Here is a 17,134-nt window from a genome sequence, read left to right as displayed (position 1 = left end):
GATTGAAAAGTAAAAAAATATTCTCCATCTTTACAAAACTCAGACAAAATCCACTGCCATTAAGCGGCGGTATTCTTCCCAAGCAAACAGATCTGTCATACCACTAATATAATCCTGTACTAGTCGTAGACGGTAGTAACCTTCCCACAATGACCATTGTTCTTCTGGCAGTGAGTCCACCTCACGCATATGATTACGATAAGCAGCAATATGCTTATCCGACAAACGGTGGAATAACCTCGTTTCAATCGGATAGCCCTTTAACTCATGAGTCTCTACCAGTAGAGTGAATTGCGGAGCACTGAGCAGCATCATTGATTTATACGCATCCAGCAGTCCCTGTATCACCCGATAGCCTTGTAACTCAAGCTGTTCAACCTCTGAATGGCTAAATACATAGCGCCGCGCCACCTGTTTAAACACCTCCAGCAACCGTTCGGCATCCCCTCCGTCCTCCAGCAATGCTTGGTTAAAATCACCGTGAAAAATGGCCGGTAGATGCTCGATAAAGCGCTTTACCGCCCGTGATACCAACACGCGTTGCACATTGACTCGCAGTGACATAAAAAACTGGTCACTCTGGCTGCGGCGTTTACTGCTGTTAGCGTCTTGCCACGCTTCACCAATCGTCCGGCAGAAGATATCCCCCTGCTCCACCTCGCCCCAGGCCGCTTTCAAATAGCGATACAGACTCTCGACACTGAAGATTGCTTTCTCCACCGCATCATCGAGGTCAGCAATACAATAGGAAATATCGTCGGCGGCTTCCATTATGTAGGTCAGAGGGAAGCGGTGATACTGCTCAAGCCCAGTCGCTTGCCGCAAATCCTCGACATACTGCTTTTCGGACAGGTAAAAACCAGGCTTTTTCATCAATACCGAATATGCCTCCGGCTTTTCTCCCTGCCACCAAGCCGGCGCGGTATACTTGAGGATACAAGCAACTTGGGAATAACTGAGATTCAGTTGCAGCAAGGTGTGCACCAGACGGATGCCTTGCGCATTGCCCTCAAAGTGGCACAAGTCCTGACAGATATCCCGGTATAGCGCCTGTAACGTCGCATCAGTCTCTGACGCGGACTGACGTGGCAAGATTGCCGACAGATGCATCCGGAACCAGTCGTTAATCGCAGCCTCACCAAAATGGCCGAACGGCGGGTTTCCGACATCATGCAGCAGACAGGCCATTTCAACCAAACTTTCGGCACCGCGCTCAAAATCTTGCAGTCCACAAGCTGCAAGGCCACCGGACTGCTTTTTCAGACGCTGTAACACTTCCCGCACGATATAACGTCCCGTTTGCTGCACTTCCAGTGAATGAGTCAGACGTGACCTTACCGCTGCATTTCTTTCCAGCGGAAACACTTGAGTCTTCTGTTGCAGACGTCGCAGTGCCGCTGAGTGAATAATTCGTCCACGGTCACTTTCAAAGAAACGAGTAACCTGCTCCTCATCCTGTGGCGAAGGTCCCGACATATAGGGACGCTTAAGACTGATCCTGCGGGTAAAGTTAATCTCCATTTCAGCTCCGGTAAGATTCAATAATATTTCCCTGTTCGGCCATGATAGACTAGGTCACATCTCAATATATATTCTATAACACGGGTAAAAGAGGCTATGAAAGTAGGAATTATTGGTGCGATGGAGCAGGAAGTGACTCTGCTACGTGACAAAATTGAAAATCGTAAAACCCTGTCTGTGGCAGGTTGCGAAATTTACACCGGCATCCTCAACGGGACCGAAGTCGCACTGTTAAAATCCGGCATTGGTAAAACCTCTGTAGCGCTGGGCACCACTCTACTGCTGCAACTCTGCCAGCCAGATGTGATCATTAACACCGGCTCTGCTGGCGGCCTGGCTCCCTCACTGAAAGTCGGTGATATCGTCGTCTCTGATGAGGTCCGCTACCATGATGCTGACGTCACCGCCTTCGGTTATGCCCCGGGCCAAATGGCCGGTTGCCCTGAAAGCTTCACCGCCGATGCAGCACTGATTGCTGCCGCAGAACAGAGCATCACGGCTCTAGACTTGCATGCCGTTCGCGGCTTGGTGGTCAGTGGTGACGCCTTTATTAATGGTGCTGAACCGCTGGCGCGCATCCGTAATACCTTCCCGCAAGCGGTCGCCGTTGAAATGGAAGCCACTGCAATTGGGCATGTCTGCCATCAATTTGGCGTCCCGTTCGTGGTGGTGCGCGCCATTTCCGATGTCGCCGATCAGGAGTCACACCTTAGCTTCGACGAGTTCTTATCCGTCGCGGCAAAACAGTCTTCACTGATGGTCGAAGACTTGGTAGCCCGTCTGGCTGCCGCCTGATAACCGTTCCGACAGCGCAGGCCTCTGACCTGTGCTGTCTGTCGCGTAAATGTTTCAGTCCCTTCTCGGCGCGCTAGCGCCCAATAAATTCTTTACAAAATCTAAGGGTTATCTGGAAAAAGCTGACAGCCAGCGCGAGGCTTTAATGATGACGCGGTCAGTAGTAGGCAGGGAGGCGGTACAATAACAAGGGCACATCAGGGAAGCAGTAACGCGAAGACACAGGGGAGGGCTCCCCTGTGTCGCCATTCAGACTCAGACGCTGAATGACGATCCGCAGCCACAGGTCGAAGTGGCATTCGGGTTAGTGACGATAAAGCGTGAACCTTCCAGACCTTCGGTATAGTCTACCGAGCCGCCCACCAAGTATTGCAGACTCATTGGGTCAACCACCAGCGAGACACCTTGCTTCTCGATGGTCATATCCCCTTCGTTCACTTTGTCATCGAAGGTGAAACCATACTGGAAACCACTGCACCCCCCACCGGTGATATACACGCGTAGTTTCAGGTCCGGGTTGTCTTCGTCAGCGATCAGAAATTTCACCTTATTCGCCGCAGCTTCAGTAAAGTCTAACGGTACTGCTGCAATATCATCGCTCATCATTTACTCCAATAACCTTATGGCCGGACATGGCCAGCATGGAGCCATTATCTGTCAGCCGCTTTTAGCAATCAAGCATTCTGCCTGGCACTCTGTGCGGTGCTTTCCGTTGCTGAGGCTGCCTGGGCTGCTTGACGGGCCAGTGTCCTAGCCAGTAAGGCCGAATAAATCGGCTTTCCCCCCAGGAACTGGGCCAGCAAGGTTGCGCCCAAACAGGTGATAATCATCGGCAGGATCAACTGATAATTATCGGTCATCTCAAGTACCAGCACGATCCCGGTTAACGGAGCCCGAACCGAGGCTGCAAACAGAGCCCCCATACCCGCTACGGCAAAGGTGCCTGCCTGTAAATGGTATTCGGGGAATAATTGAGTCGCGATCATCCCAAGCGTGGTGCCCAGCAATGTGCCTAGGGACAGCATCGGCGCAAAAATCCCCCCCGGTGCGCCGGAGCAGAAGCAAATCAGTGTCGTCGCCAGCCGCAGCAGGAAGATCGCCAGTAACATTGCCAACCCGTAATGACCGCTAAACGCTTGTGGGATCAGCGCGAGGCCGCCACCGGTCATGGCGGGGAACACTAGCGTCAGTACTCCGCAACAGCCACCAATCACCAAACCGGTGATCAGCACGCTCTTCATTCTGCCGCCGTGCAAGCGCATAAACAGATCTTGCAGGGCGAAAATAGAACGGTTAAAAATCACCCCCAATATCCCGAACACCATACCGGCCACCAAATAGAGCCACAGGGTATTAAGGGGCGCTTTATCAAGCCTACCAATATCCAGCACCGCGCTGTCGCCGTTGAATATCCGGTAGACAATGCAGGACATGATCACACCGATAAACACGGCCTTTATCGAAATCAGGCTGTAACGGAACTGTAGGCGCATCTCTTCGAGTATGAACAGGATCCCCGCTAACGGCGCATTAAACGCTGCGGACAGGCCTGCGGCCGCCCCGGTAGCCAGCAGAGTATGGCGGGCTTCGCTACCTTTCATGTGAAACAGATCCAGTACCATACGCCCAAGGTTGCCCCCAAGCTGTACCGTGGGCCCTTCGCGGCCCAGTACCATACCGCTGCCAAGGGTTCCCATTCCGCCCAAGAATTTTACCGGGATCACTCGCCACCAGCGGACCGGACGTAGCTCTTCTAAAGCCCCTTCTATTTCAGGAATACCCGAACCGGCGGCTTCTGGGGCAAAACGCTTCACCAGCCAGAATCCCCAGACTGCTAGCAGCGCTGAAATGGGAACAGAAAGCAACAACGCTAGCCACATAGCGTGACCATTCAGCAGCGCGAGCCGGTGGGCTTCCACCTGACTGACGGCCTTTTCAAATGCCACGCCAGCCAAGCCGGTCAGAGTACCGACCAGTGCCGCTAAGATCAGAATAGCCGCCGGGGTTTTATCTTGGCGCAATAGTAAACGTAAATACTCAATCCGGCGGCTGGGGCTGACCGGTAAGGGTTGGGGTTCTTCAGGTATCGTGTCCATATCAGGGTGATCAATAAACAACCATTGGGCAAGTATACATTTACATAAGCTTTTTTGGTGCTTTAAATGTGACAAAGCCGCTGACAGGACTTTCACCTGCTAATCAAGTTCCCGTAAACTAGAGCCTGACACTATTCAGCCACAATAGGAACTGATGCGATGAGCAAGTCTGAACACCTTTACCAGCAAGCACAACGGCTTATCCCGGGCGGCGTCAACTCGCCGGTCCGCGCCTTTACTGGCGTCGGTGGAACTCCTTTATTTATCGAGCACGCCGACGGAGCCTACCTGTATGATGCAGACGGTAAAGCCTATATCGACTACGTTGGCTCATGGGGTCCGATGGTACTCGGTCATAACAACCCGGGGATCTGCAATGCGGTGATCGAAGCCGCCAGCCGCGGTCTGAGTTTTGGTGCGCCTACCGAAATGGAAGTCCGCATGGCAGAACTGGTCTGCGAACTGGTGCCATCAATGGATATGGTGCGGATGGTAAACTCCGGCACCGAAGCCACTATGAGTGCTATCCGCCTCGCCCGTGGCTACACCGGTCGTGACAAAATCATTAAATTTGAAGGCTGCTACCACGGCCATGCTGACCACCTGCTGGTCAAAGCCGGCTCAGGGGCATTAACCCTCGGCCAGCCTAACTCGCCAGGTGTACCGGCTGACTTCGCTCGCCATACACTCACCTGCACCTATAATGATCTCGATTCCGTGCGTGAGGTGTTTGCACAGTACCCGCAAGATGTCGCCTGTATCATCGTTGAACCGGTGGCGGGTAACATGAACTGCATCCCTCCAGCAGAAGGTTTCCTGCAGGGACTGCGCCAGTTATGTGATGAATACGGTGCTTTGCTGATCATCGATGAAGTGATGACCGGTTTCCGTGTTGCCCTATCCGGCGCTCAAGCCCACTACGGGGTCACTCCGGATCTAACCTGTCTGGGCAAAATTATTGGTGGTGGAATGCCAGTAGGAGCTTTCGGAGGCCGTCGTGACGTGATGGAAGCGCTGGCACCGACCGGGCCAGTCTATCAGGCGGGCACGCTTTCCGGTAACCCGTTGGCGATGGCCGCTGGTTTTGCCTGTCTCAGCCAAGTTGCGCAACCGGGTGTCCACTCAACCCTGACGGAACTGACCGACCAGTTGGCTGAAGGACTGCTTCATGCTGCCAAAGAACACAACATCCCGCTGGTGATCAACCATGTCGGCGGTATGTTTGGGTTATTCTTTACCGACTTACCGGCAGTAACCTGCTATCAAGATGTCTGTCAGTGTGACGTCGAACGCTTCAAAAAATTCTTCCATCTGATGCTGGAAGAAGGGGTCTACTTTGCGCCATCAGCCTTTGAAGCAGGCTTTATGTCCGTCGCCCACACCCCAGAAGATATCCAGAAAACCGTCGATGCAGCACGGCGCTGCTTTACCCGCCTGTGATCCGGTAAGCGCTGTCCATTGAGCCCGACTCCGCGCAGAACCCCTGGCCTTTGCCAGGGGTTCTCTTTTGGCTGAAACTCAGCCCATAAAAAAAGGCGCCGTAGCGCCTTTTTAACCGTCGGCCCCTTACTGGCCGAACATATCTTTGATCCAGCCAGCAACCCCGTTGCTATTACTTTCCTGCTGAACCTGTTGCTGCTGCTGCTGTTGCTGCATCTGCTGTTGCTGTTGCTGCTGTTGCTGCTGACAGAGCGCATTCGGGTTAGAGGTCCATACCGGTAGCGAACGCCAAGTACTGCTGCCTGAACCACAGACAAAGTTACCCGCAGAATCGATGTTCATGGTAGTCACATCGTCCGGTGCAGTCAGATCCAGCGGTGTCGGCGGCTGATTAGCCAAGTAACGACGGTAGATCTGCAATGCCCCGCTAGAACCCCACAGTTTCGCTGGCTGGTTGTTGTCACGGCCGACCCAGGTCACGGCCACTTCTTTACCGTCCACCCCGGTGAACCAGCTATCCACCATGTTATTGGTGGTCCCGGTTTTACCGGCCAAATGCATGGTTGGATACTGTGCGCCTAACTGATGCGCAGTACCGCGGTTAACCACCTGCTGCATCGCATACAGGGTCAAGTAAGCGGCTTCCGGTGGCTCAACACGCTGCGCCTGCGGATAGCTCTGATACAGTACTTTACCGTCTTCGGCGATCACTGAACGCACTGCGGAAAGGGTGGCTCGGTTACCGCCGCTAGCAATCGTCTGGAACGCCTGAGCCACTTCAATCGGCGTCAGGTTAAGTGCACCCAGTAACATCGCCGGTACTGCGGTCAGCTGATCTTTGCTAACGCCCAGTTTTTCCCACGTATCGACCACATTACTCAGCCCTAAGGACATCCCGAGGTTAACCGTTGGCACGTTCATCGAGTGGGTCAGTGCATCGACCAGCAGCACTTTATCACTGAAGCGATGGTCATCATTCTCTGGACTCCAGATCTGACCATTCGGCTGTTTCAGCGACAACGGTTGATCGGCAATCCAACTGTTCAGACGGTAAGTCTGTGGCTGGGCCAATGCAGTCAGATAGGTGGCCGGTTTTGCCAGTGAACCGATAGAACGACGTGCCTGCATAGCGCGGTTATACCCCGCAAACTGCGGTTCTGCACCGCCGACCATGGCTCGGACTTCGCCGGTATTACGATCGACCACCACCATCGCGGTTTCCAGATCCTTCAAGCCATGCTGTTTTTTCAGCACTGGAATACCGTCAACCACCGCTTTTTCGGCCGCATCCTGGGAGATAGGATCCAGGGTGGTGAAAATTTTCACCCCTGACATATCCTGCACTTTATCACCCAGTTTTTGCTGTAGTTCCTGGCGCACCATCTGCATAAACGCCGGCTGCGGCGTGATCACCCCACCTCGTGGCTGAACACCCAACGGACGAGCAGACAGCATATTGTAGAGGTCTTCATCAATATACTTCTGCTGCTGGAGCAGTCGCAGCACCACATTACGGCGTTCCAGGGCCAGTTTCGGGTTACGCCACGGGTTATACAGAGACGCACCTTTCACCATACCGACTAACAGGGCCTGCTGATCGACACTTAGCTCATCGACCGGACGGCCGAAGTAGTAGAGACTGGCCAGCGGGAAGCCACGGATCTGATCGTTACCGGCCTGCCCTAAATAAACCTCATTCAGGTACAGCTCAAGGATACGATCTTTGCTATAACGGGAGTCCATGATGATCGCCATATAGGCTTCACGGATCTTACGCCACAGAGTACGTTTATTAGTCAGGAACAGGTTTTTCACCAGCTGCTGGGTCAGGGTACTGCCTCCCTGCACTGCCCGACCAGCGGTCACGTTGGCGATAAACGCACGACCAATTGAATATAGGCTAATACCATCATGTTCATAGAAATGACGGTCTTCAGTAGCGACTAGGGTATCCACCAGCTGATCAGGGAAACCGGAACGAGGTACAAACAGTCTCTGCTCACCGTTCGGTGATTGCAACATAGTGATCAGGCGCGGATCGAGGCGGAAATACCCAAAGTCACGACCGGTATCCAGGTTTTTGATTTCAGACAGCTCACCGTTGCTGAACGTCATCTGCGCATGGATCTGCCCTTCTTTGCCATCAGGAAAATCAAACGGACGACGCAGCAGATCAATAGTATTGCCTTTGACGGTAAATTCACCCGGACGGGTAATACGTGTCACCTGGCGATACTGGGTTCCCTCCAACAGGTCCAGCATCCCTTTACGGCTGAAGCTCATGCCCGGTTCCAGGCTGACCACCCGGCCGTAAACCGCTGCGGGTAACTGCCAGACTTTGCCGTCAACACGATGACGAATTTCAGAGTCGAGGTAGACCCCCCAGGCGGCAATCAGAACCGCTGCCACCAGGCAGAGCTTAATAAATAGCCCTAACCAACGCCTCTTTTTCATCGGCCCTTTGTTTTTTCCTTTACGTGGCAATGGTGCTTCCTCCTCAAAACCACTGATCTCGCGATCATCGTAATTTTTTGTTTTTTTACTCTTCGCACGAGTGCGTTTGTTCTCCGGTTGACGAGGCGCTTTTCCTTTTCGCCCGATCGGTTCGCGATCGTTCCCAGACATGAATGTTATTCTCCAGGCACAGCCTTAGCGTGCGCGTTACTTTAATCCCGCCCCCGGTCATAAGATGCCGGAACCCTCTGAAAGAGCGCTGTCCGTCACTGTCCGGAGGAAAATTTCTTACTTCGTCGCGTCGGCATCGCTGTCGCCGGATCATCCGGCCACAGGTGTTTAGGGTAACGGCCTTTCATTTCCTTCTGCACATCGCGCCAGGCTCCCTGCCAGAACCCCGCCAGATCGCGGGTGATCTGCAACGAGCGCATGGCCGGTGACAGCAGTTCAAGCACCACTGGCACTCTGCCCGCGGCAATCACTGGCGTAGCCGCTTCTCCGTACATCTCCTGGATGCGTACCGCCAGTACCGGTGACTGCCCGATAGTATAGCGTATCGGCAACCGGCTGCCTGTCGGCACAGTGTAATGAGTTGGTAGCTCACTATCCAGTCGCTGGCGTTGTGACCATGTGATCAAATGTAATAAAGCTGAGGAAATATTAATAGCGTTAAAAGAACGCGCATCACTGACCGTCGCCATTTCGGGTAATAACCATTGCTCTACGTTTTCCAGTAAGGCCTCATCACTGACCTCTGGCCAGTCTTCATCGGGTAGCCACTCACTGGCACAAGCCAGCCGCTCACGCAACTGCTGCGCAGCCTCTGACCACGGCAGCACCGTCAACCCTTTTTCCCGTATCCATCGCAGCATCGCTTGGTGTAGCACTTCCGGTTTCGGACGAGCCCCCGGCCGAGAACTGAGGATCAAAGCACCGATCGCCTGCTGACGGCGTACCCGCAGAATGCCTTTCTCTTCATCCCAGGCGACATCGTCCCGTTCTTCCACCCACTGCGGGCAATCTCGAATTAACTGCCCAATATCCACCGCAAATGCCAGCCTGATCCTGGCTTCACTGTGTTGCGCGCTCAGCGACAGCTGCAAGGCTATCAGCCACGCGTTACGGCTTAGAGAGGAACCTTCTCCCAGGCTAGCCCCACTGCCTCTCGCCAGCAAAAAGCGACTACTCTGTCCCCGTTGCTGGGCCAGTTGGTCTGAGAAGCCTGCCATCAATAAGCTGGGAACTAAACGCTCATCAGCCTGGCCGCGCCCCTCACCCATTTTCTGTTGCAGCGCTTTTGCTCGGGTCAGCCACTGCGGCTGTGGCCGTAGAAACAAGGTCAGCAGATCTTCTGAACCCTGACGTGGTGGCTCTTCGAGGATGGCTACTAGCAGGCAAGCGGTCGCCATCGCCCGTGGGTCTTCACCGGCGGCACAGAGTACTGCTGCCAGACGCGGCGCCGTCCCGCTGGCAGCCATGCGCCGCCCGCCGGGAGTCAGTTGCTGACGCTCATCCAATGCCCCCAGTTGGCGCAGCAAGCTTAGTGCCGCGTTACGCTGCCGCGCTGGGGGGCAGTCCAACCACTGCAATTGGGTAATATCTGAACATCCCCAGCACAGCACCTCCAACATCAGTGCTGATAGGTCACTTTGCAGGATCTCCGGCTCACTGACAGTTGCGGCACGCTCCGCCTGCTCTTGGCTTAACAAATGCCAGCAGATCCCGGGGGATAGACGCCCAGCGCGCCCGGCACGCTGAATCATAGAGGCTTGGCTGATACGCTGCGTCTGCAATACACTCAGCCCGCTTTTCACATCAAAACGAACGGTGCGTTCCAGCCCACCATCCACGACCAAGGTAATACCGTCGATGGTCAGACTGGTTTCTGCGAGGTTAGTCGCCAGTACCACTTTCCTGCGCCCGACCTCTGCTGGGGCAATCGCCTGCTGCTGAGCAGCGAGACTCATCGCACCATATAAAGGAAACAAATCACAGTCTGCATCGACATGCGTAGCCAGAGCTTCTTTGACCGCTAGGATTTCTCTCTCTCCAGGCAGAAACACCAGCATTGAGCCGCTCTGCTGTTTCAAGATTTGCAGGACTTCCCGCGCCACCGCCGCCGGATAGGGCAAACGGGAGCTCAAGGACAGATAGCGCCGTTCAACCGGGAAGCTGCGTCCCTGTGAACAAATCACTGGGGCACTCGGCAGTAGTGTGGATAATCGCTGATCATCGAGGGTGGCTGACATCACCACAATTTTCAGGTCTTCACGCAGTCCCTGTTGAACATCGAGTAATAAGGCTAACGCCAGATCCGCCTGCACACTGCGCTCATGAAACTCATCGAGGATCACCAGTGATACCCCGCTAAGCTCCGGGTCCTGTTGCAACATACGCGTGAGTACGCCCTCAGTGACCACTTCCAATCGTGTTGTGGCACTGCAGCGGTTTTCACCACGCATTCGGTAGCCTACCGTTTGACCAGGTGTCTCCCCGAGCGATTCTGCCAGCCGTTTCGCCACATTACGTGCAGCGAGACGCCTCGGCTCCAACATAATGAGCCGCTGCCCTGGGGCAAGGCGTTGCAGTAAATGCAGCGGTAAGCCGGTCGATTTACCGGCACCCGGCGGGGCGATCAGTAATACCTGTGCAGCACGCTCCAGCGCTGCAAAGAGATCATCAAGCACTTCAGTGATCGGTAAGGACTGCAAAGAAAACTCCGCACAAGCTGTGTTAAGATAATCGCCATGATAACACTCAACCGACCTGTCCTCACGCCACTGTCGGCAGGTATCCTGCGGGGCTGACCATGGCAGGACCCTATTTCTATTTTGCGCTTAACCTGCCGCCCAGATTACAACGGCAGCTGGTTCACTGGCGGGCAGAGCATTTTCCTGCAGATTATGGCAAGCCTATACCGTCCGCTGGGATGAACATCACCCTCGCCTGGCTGGGGGAGATCAGTGAGGCAACCTGCCAACGTCTGCAACACCAGGCATCCCGTATCCGTCAGCCCGCCTTTACCTTAACATTAAATGATGCCGGCCACTGGCCAGCTTCGGGATACCTGTGGCTTGGCTGTCGTCCGGCCCCGACCGGCGTCCTCCAACTGGCCGCTCTGTTGCGCTCTCAGGCCGCCAGGCTCGGTTGTCCGCAACCCGCTAGGCCGTTTCATCCCCATGTACGGCTGATCCACCAGGCTTACCGTGCGGTGACGCTGCCACCGGCCGGCTTTCAGTGGCAAACCCGCATCAGTGAATTTTCGCTAATGTGTGGCGGCGGAGCGAACCGCAAGCGCCCGCACGCTATCGCCACCTTTCCGTTAATTAACGAATTACCGCCCGATGAGGAATAATCATGCAGTTCAGCCCACCGCTGCAACCCGCCACCTTAATTAAGCGTTATAAACGTTTCCTCGCCGATGTCAGGCTGCCGGATGGCCGTGAGATAACCCTGCATTGCGCTAACACCGGCGCCATGACTGGCTGTGCGACCCCGGGTGATACCGTCTGGTATTCCACCTCCGACAGTAAAACCCGTAAATACCCGCACAGCTGGGAACTGACAGAAACCGCTACCGGCGACTGGATTTGTGTAAACACTTTACGGGCCAATACCTTGGTGCAGGAAGCGTTAACCGCCGGTATTATCCGGCCGCTGGCTGCCTACCGTACTCTGCGTACAGAAGTGAAATATGGTAGCGAAAACAGCCGGATTGATTTCCTGCTCACAGAACCGGGACTGCCGGATTGTTATGTTGAGGTGAAATCAGTCACCCTACTGCACAATGGCGAGGGCTTCTTTCCCGATGCCGTCACCGTTCGCGGTCAGAAGCATTTACGTGAATTAATGGCGATTGCCGCCAGTGGGCGGCGGGCCGTGCTGTTTTTTGCCGTTTTACACAGTGGAATCGAACAAATAAACGTCGCCCGACACATTGATCCGCAGTATGCAGCACTTCTTGATCAAGCTAGGGTCGCCGGGGTGGAGATTATAGTCTATAAAGCTTCCTTGGCTGCGGATGCGATGAAAATAGAATATTCTGCCGCCTTCGGTCAGTAAATGACTGCAATCATGTGTATTGCAAAGATAATTCTGCGTTTTGGTATCAAATTTATTGACAAGCAGTCAACAAGTCACAATATCAGTAATTGCCAACAGAGATAGCTTCTGCTATTTATAGCGGCCTGTTTTTTTCCCTCACGGGAATCGATAGTGCGTGTTATCCAGGAGAAACAGCATGCAAGAAGGGCAAAACCGTAAAACATCGTCCCTGAGTATCCTCGCCATCGCTGGGGTGGAGCCATATCAAGGGAAACCGGGCGAAGAGTACATGAACGAAGCCCAGCTGACTCACTTCAGAAAGATTCTTGAAGCCTGGCGTAATCAACTCAGGGATGAAGTCGACCGTACTGTCACACATATGCAGGACGAAGCGGCAAACTTCCCCGATCCAGTTGACAGAGCTGCTCAGGAAGAAGAGTTCAGTCTGGAATTGCGTAACCGTGACCGCGAACGCAAGCTGATCAAGAAAATCGAAAAAACGCTGAAGAAAGTCGAAGATGACGATTTCGGATACTGCGAATCCTGCGGTGTTGAAATCGGGATCCGTCGCCTTGAAGCCCGTCCAACAGCTGATCTTTGCATCGACTGTAAGACACTGGCTGAAATCCGCGAAAAGCAGATGGCTGGCTAACCCCTCCTCTGACGATGCCGTACAACACTGTCCCGCGCAGTTGTTGTACGGTCATTTGCCACCGCTATGTCAGATAAACCCTATATCGGCCGTTTCGCCCCTTCCCCGTCAGGTGCACTGCACTTTGGATCACTGGTCGCCGCACTTGGCAGCTATTTGGATGCCCGTTCCCGACAGGGCCACTGGTGGGTACGTATCGAAGATATCGATCCTCCACGGGAAATTCCTGGCGCTGCCGATACTATTCTGTTTCAGCTTGAACACTACGGCCTGCACTGGGACGGTGATGTTTTGTGGCAGTCACAGCGTAGCGATGCCTATCTGGACATTCTTAACCAGCTACGAACCGGTCAACAGAGCTATTACTGCCACTGCTCCCGGCGGCGTATCCGCGCAAATGGCGGCTATTATGACAGACACTGCCGGCAGTTAGCCTTATCGGCCAGCAATGCCGCCGTCCGTTTCTGTCAGCGGCAACCGGTATACGCCTTCAGCGACCAGATCCGTGGCGCCATCCACGCCGATCCGCGACTTGCTGCCGAAGACTTTATTATTCATCGCCGTGACGGTTTATTTGCCTATAACCTGGCCGTGGTGGTTGATGATCATTATCAGGGCGTGAATCAGATTGTTCGCGGCGCAGATTTAATCGAACCCACCGTCCGACAGATCAGCCTCTATCAGCAGTTAGGCTGGCCGGTGCCAGAGTATCTGCACCTGCCGTTGGTGATCACGCCAGACGGCAATAAGTTATCCAAGCAAAACCACGCTCCACCGCTACCGCAAGGTGATCCCCGGCCATTGCTGGTCCGTGCGCTGGCGGTGCTCGGCCAAACATTACCGGCTGACTGGCAGGATTTGACCACACAGCGGCTGCTCGCCAAGGCGGTTTCGGGATGGGATAGGGATAAAATCCCCGTAAATGACACGTTAATCTCCGACGAGTCCTCTAACAGCATTCTCAAATTGCTCACAACAGGCTATGATTAGCCGCTGATTTGAGCACCAACTTAATTAATGACACTGTCGAGGTGTACTATTTTTACCCGAGTAGCGAATTTCTGCCGGAAAGTTCTTCTCCGTGATGAAGAGTCCCCCGCAGAGGCAAAAGACCAGAATCTGATGACGATCATTCCGCGTGATCAACATAATATCTCCCGCAAAGACATTAGCGAGAACGCGCTGAAAGTACTGTACCGGCTGAACAAAGCAGGCTTCGAAGCTTACCTTGTCGGCGGGGGTGTCCGTGATCTTTTGCTGGGTAAAAAACCGAAAGATTTCGATATTACCACCAATGCCACGCCGGAGCAGATGCGTAAACTGTTCCGTAACTGTCGTCTGGTGGGCCGTCGTTTCCGTCTGGCACATGTAATGTTCGGTCCTGAAGTGATCGAAGTGGCGACTTTCCGAGGGCATCATGCTGCGGAAACCGAACAGCCCGCAGAGGAACAGGATCGCAATCAGTCGCAACGGGGTCATAATGGCATGCTGTTGCGGGACAATATCTTCGGTTCTATCGAAGACGATGCCCAGCGACGTGACCTCACTATTAATAGCCTTTACTACAGCGTGGCGGACTTCACCGTCCGTGATTATGTCGGTGGCCTACAGGACCTACAGCAAGGTGTCATCCGCTTGATCGGTGATCCTGAAACCCGCTATCGCGAAGATCCGGTACGCATGCTGCGGGTGGTGCGCTTTGCCGCCAAACTGAATATGACCATCGATGCAGACACTGCCGAACCGATCCCGCGTCTGGCTAGCCTACTTAACGATGTGCCCTCCGCCCGTTTATTTGAAGAATCCCTGAAACTGCTGCAGGCCGGTCATGGCGAACAAACCTATGCCCTGCTGAAGCAGTATCAGTTATTCCAGCCGCTGTTCCCGACCATCACTCAGTATATGACGGTACAGGAAGACAGTGCCATGGAGCGGATGATTGTTCAGGTACTGAAAAATACCGATCAGCGCCTGCAAAATGATATGCGCGTCAATCCGGCCTTCCTGTTTGCGGCCATGCTGTGGTACCCGCAGTCTGAGCGCGCTCAGCAGATTGCCCAGGAAAGTGGACTGCCTTGGTATGAAGCCTTTGCGCTGGCCATGAACGATACCCTAGATGAAGCTTGCCGAGCGATTGCTATCCCGAAACGTATCACCAGCCTTATCCGAGATATCTGGTCACTGCAACTGCGTCTGCCACGCCGCCATGGTAAACGTGCGTGGAAACTGATGGAGCACCCAAAATTCCGTGCAGCTTATGATCTCTTGCTGTTGAGGGCCAGTGTCGAAGGTAGCCAAGAATTGGAACGCCTCGGCCAATGGTGGGGTGAGTTCCAGTCTGCCATTCCGCCACGTCAGGCGGCGATGATCAAAAGCCTTGGCAGTGATCCGCAACAGCGCCGACGCCATAACCGCTCCCGCCGCCGTCAGCCGTCGGTGGCTGGGAAGAGCTAACCATGGAGCGGGTATATATCGCGCTAGGCAGTAACCTAGCGGACCCCTTACAACAGGTGCAAGCCGCACTGACTGCGCTGGAGGCGATCCCGCGCAGTCAGCGGATCGCCACATCGTCCTTCTACCGGACCCCGCCCTATGGGCCGCCTAACCAGCCTGATTACCTAAATGCCGTGGTCGCCCTAGATACTGAACTGACGCCGGAGCAACTGCTCGATCAGACTCAGCGTATTGAGCAACAACAGGGCCGGGTGCGTAAAGATGAGCGCTGGGGCCCACGTACCCTGGATCTAGATATTTTACTGTTTGGTCAGCACTCAATACAGACTGACCGTCTGACCGTCCCACATTACGATATGCATCGCCGTGCATTCATGTTGTTACCGCTTAACGAAATTGCCCCTGACTGCCATTTCCCTGATGGACGTACCCTCACGGCGCTGTTATCGACACTCGACACTCGCGATATTTCTCTCTGGTGATCATTTTCAGCGGTGAGCATTTCACCGCTGAACCGCTTACGGTAAACTCAAACCTCCCAAAAGTGGATGGCAACAGGGTGAGATATCACCGACAACGCTTCACACTCTATATCAGCAAATGCCGCACGGTGGCTTAGGGTACTGGCCTCTACGGATGAAAGCCTTGGTTCTCTGGCATCAACTTACAGAACCAGGACTGCCGACTGTGGGCGACTCCTCGATAACAGGCATGATTATGATGTATGGGCGAGGCGGGCATCCCTGTACACTGCTTGCCACAGGTCCGTCCGGCTACAGAAGATCATACCGCCAACCAGCACGAGTAATGATCACTAATCGAGGACTCTCCGCCGCTCTTCAGCCACCCTGAAGGAAACAGACTCTGGCCACACAGTCACAGACAGCGAATCGCCTGTTTCCCGATGAACAACACCGTTATCCGTAGTCTCTGAGATCACAGGATCATCACTATGCTTATCATTGAAAATTCAGCGACATTGCATCAGGAACTTCGCCGTCTACGTCAACAGGGCCTGAAAATCGCTCTCGTTCCGACCATGGGTAACCTGCATCAAGGCCATCGGCGTCTGACCGAAGTCGCCCGTCAGCATGCCGATGTGGTGGTGGTGTCGGTGTTTATCAATCCGATGCAGTTTGACCGTGAGGATGATTTAGCCCGCTATCCGCGCACCCTAGAGCAGGATTGCGAGACGTTGCGTGCTAGCCCCACCGAAATCTTATTCTGTCCTCAGGTCAGTGACCTGTTCCCTCAAGGCACCGGCCAGCAGACCTTTGTCGAGGTTCCGGTATTGTCCGGATTGCTCGAGGGGGCGGCCCGCCCCGGACATTTTCGAGGCGTGACGACGATCGTCAGTCAACTGTTTAACCGCATCCAACCAGATGTAGCCTGCTTCGGCGAAAAGGATTATCAGCAGTTGCTACTAATCCGCCGGATGGTGGCCGATCTCGGCTACCCGATAGAGATTATCGGCGTACCGACGGTACGGGCAATAGACAAGCTGGCGCTCAGTTCCCGTAATGGCTACCTGACTGCTGAACAGCGCGAGCGCGCGCCGCTGTTATACCAGGTGATGACCGAGATCGCCGAGCAACTGACCGCAGGAGAAAAGGATCACTCGGTCCTCATCAGTCACGCTAACCAGCGCTTACAGGCGGGCGGGGTTATTCCAGACGGG

At 54.3% G+C, this 17,134-nt stretch carries 14 protein-coding genes; 9 read left to right on the top strand and 5 right to left on the bottom strand.

The features are described 5' to 3' along the window. Positions 1–39 precede the first annotated feature (39 nt). Positions 40–1,521, bottom strand: a complete 1,482-nt coding sequence (gene dgt / locus DW47_RS0104555) for a dGTPase (RefSeq protein ID WP_029685194.1) — start codon at positions 1,519–1,521, stop codon at positions 40–42. 96 nt (positions 1,522–1,617) lie between these two features. On the opposite strand from dgt, the gene mtnN reads away from it, so the two are divergent. Continuing rightward, on the top strand, positions 1,618–2,316 hold the full coding sequence (gene mtnN, locus DW47_RS0104550) for a 5'-methylthioadenosine/S-adenosylhomocysteine nucleosidase (RefSeq protein ID WP_029685193.1): 699 nt from the start codon (positions 1,618–1,620) through the stop codon (positions 2,314–2,316). A 255-nt stretch (positions 2,317–2,571) separates the two neighbouring features. Here the strand turns inward: mtnN and erpA are convergent, their stop codons facing one another. Beyond that, a complete protein-coding gene (gene erpA, locus DW47_RS0104545; protein WP_029685192.1) occupies positions 2,572–2,919 on the bottom strand; it encodes an iron-sulfur cluster insertion protein ErpA in 348 nt (115 codons plus the stop codon). A 71-nt stretch (positions 2,920–2,990) separates the two neighbouring features. Beyond that, on the bottom strand, positions 2,991–4,412 hold the full coding sequence (gene clcA / locus DW47_RS0104540; RefSeq protein ID WP_029685191.1) for a H(+)/Cl(-) exchange transporter ClcA: 1,422 nt from the start codon (positions 4,410–4,412) through the stop codon (positions 2,991–2,993). Positions 4,413–4,571: 159 nt separating this feature from the next. On the opposite strand from clcA, the gene hemL reads away from it, so the two are divergent. Next, complete coding sequence (gene hemL, locus DW47_RS0104535; protein WP_029685190.1) at positions 4,572–5,852, top strand: glutamate-1-semialdehyde 2,1-aminomutase; 1,281 nt, start codon at positions 4,572–4,574, stop codon at positions 5,850–5,852. A gap of 126 nt (positions 5,853–5,978) precedes the next feature. Here the strand turns inward: hemL and mrcB are convergent, their stop codons facing one another. Both mrcB and hrpB read right to left on the bottom strand, forming a co-directional pair. Then, a complete protein-coding gene (gene mrcB / locus DW47_RS0104530) occupies positions 5,979–8,477 on the bottom strand; it encodes a bifunctional glycosyl transferase/transpeptidase (RefSeq protein ID WP_029685189.1) in 2,499 nt (832 codons plus the stop codon). Positions 8,478–8,572: 95 nt separating this feature from the next. After that, a complete protein-coding gene (gene hrpB / locus DW47_RS0104525; protein WP_029685188.1) occupies positions 8,573–11,017 on the bottom strand; it encodes an ATP-dependent helicase HrpB in 2,445 nt (814 codons plus the stop codon). Between the two features lie 98 nt (positions 11,018–11,115). On the opposite strand from hrpB, the gene thpR reads away from it, so the two are divergent. The 7 genes from thpR to panC form a co-directional block, all read left to right on the top strand. Beyond that, a complete protein-coding gene (gene thpR, locus DW47_RS0104520) occupies positions 11,116–11,661 on the top strand; it encodes an RNA 2',3'-cyclic phosphodiesterase (protein ID WP_029685187.1) in 546 nt (181 codons plus the stop codon). A 2-nt stretch (positions 11,662–11,663) separates the two neighbouring features. Continuing rightward, on the top strand, positions 11,664–12,368 hold the full coding sequence (gene sfsA / locus DW47_RS0104515; protein WP_029685186.1) for a DNA/RNA nuclease SfsA: 705 nt from the start codon (positions 11,664–11,666) through the stop codon (positions 12,366–12,368). Positions 12,369–12,546: 178 nt separating this feature from the next. Next, on the top strand, positions 12,547–13,002 hold the full coding sequence (dksA, locus tag DW47_RS0104510) for an RNA polymerase-binding protein DksA (protein WP_025901272.1): 456 nt from the start codon (positions 12,547–12,549) through the stop codon (positions 13,000–13,002). A 66-nt stretch (positions 13,003–13,068) separates the two neighbouring features. Continuing rightward, the gene (gluQRS, locus tag DW47_RS0104505) at positions 13,069–13,992 is read left to right on the top strand and encodes a tRNA glutamyl-Q(34) synthetase GluQRS (protein ID WP_029685185.1); all 924 of its coding nucleotides are present in this window, start codon (positions 13,069–13,071) and stop codon (positions 13,990–13,992) included. A 48-nt stretch (positions 13,993–14,040) separates the two neighbouring features. Beyond that, entirely contained in the window at positions 14,041–15,456 is a 1,416-nt protein-coding gene (gene pcnB / locus DW47_RS0104500; protein ID WP_206537841.1) for a polynucleotide adenylyltransferase PcnB, read from the top strand. 2 nt (positions 15,457–15,458) lie between these two features. Then, positions 15,459–15,938, top strand: a complete 480-nt coding sequence (gene folK / locus DW47_RS0104495; RefSeq protein ID WP_029685182.1) for a 2-amino-4-hydroxy-6-hydroxymethyldihydropteridine diphosphokinase — start codon at positions 15,459–15,461, stop codon at positions 15,936–15,938. Positions 15,939–16,408: 470 nt separating this feature from the next. Beyond that, a partial coding sequence (panC, locus tag DW47_RS0104490; protein WP_029685181.1) for a pantoate--beta-alanine ligase occupies positions 16,409–17,134 on the top strand: 726 nt, incomplete at its 3' end.

This window comes from Tatumella saanichensis, assembly GCF_000439375.1.
Lineage (GTDB): Bacteria > Pseudomonadota > Gammaproteobacteria > Enterobacterales > Enterobacteriaceae > Tatumella > Tatumella saanichensis.
This window is presented reverse-complemented; position numbering and strand designations above follow the sequence as displayed.

What these genes read in the sequence shown, in the direction of transcription:
- thpR (WP_029685187.1), top strand. Translation starts at nt 11,116, where the DNA reads ATGGCAGGACCCTATTTCTATTTTGCGCTTAACCTGCCGCCCAGATTA.
- mtnN (WP_029685193.1), top strand. Translation starts at nt 1,618, where the DNA reads ATGAAAGTAGGAATTATTGGTGCGATGGAGCAGGAAGTGACTCTGCTA.
- hemL (WP_029685190.1), top strand. Translation starts at nt 4,572, where the DNA reads ATGAGCAAGTCTGAACACCTTTACCAGCAAGCACAACGGCTTATCCCG.
- clcA (WP_029685191.1), bottom strand. Translation starts at nt 4,412, where the DNA reads ATGGACACGATACCTGAAGAACCCCAACCCTTACCGGTCAGCCCCAGC.
- dksA (WP_025901272.1), top strand. Translation starts at nt 12,547, where the DNA reads ATGCAAGAAGGGCAAAACCGTAAAACATCGTCCCTGAGTATCCTCGCC.
- sfsA (WP_029685186.1), top strand. Translation starts at nt 11,664, where the DNA reads ATGCAGTTCAGCCCACCGCTGCAACCCGCCACCTTAATTAAGCGTTAT.
- mrcB (WP_029685189.1), bottom strand. Translation starts at nt 8,477, where the DNA reads ATGTCTGGGAACGATCGCGAACCGATCGGGCGAAAAGGAAAAGCGCCT.
- erpA (WP_029685192.1), bottom strand. Translation starts at nt 2,919, where the DNA reads ATGAGCGATGATATTGCAGCAGTACCGTTAGACTTTACTGAAGCTGCG.
- folK (WP_029685182.1), top strand. Translation starts at nt 15,459, where the DNA reads ATGGAGCGGGTATATATCGCGCTAGGCAGTAACCTAGCGGACCCCTTA.
- gluQRS (WP_029685185.1), top strand. Translation starts at nt 13,069, where the DNA reads ATGTCAGATAAACCCTATATCGGCCGTTTCGCCCCTTCCCCGTCAGGT.
- dgt (WP_029685194.1), bottom strand. Translation starts at nt 1,521, where the DNA reads ATGGAGATTAACTTTACCCGCAGGATCAGTCTTAAGCGTCCCTATATG.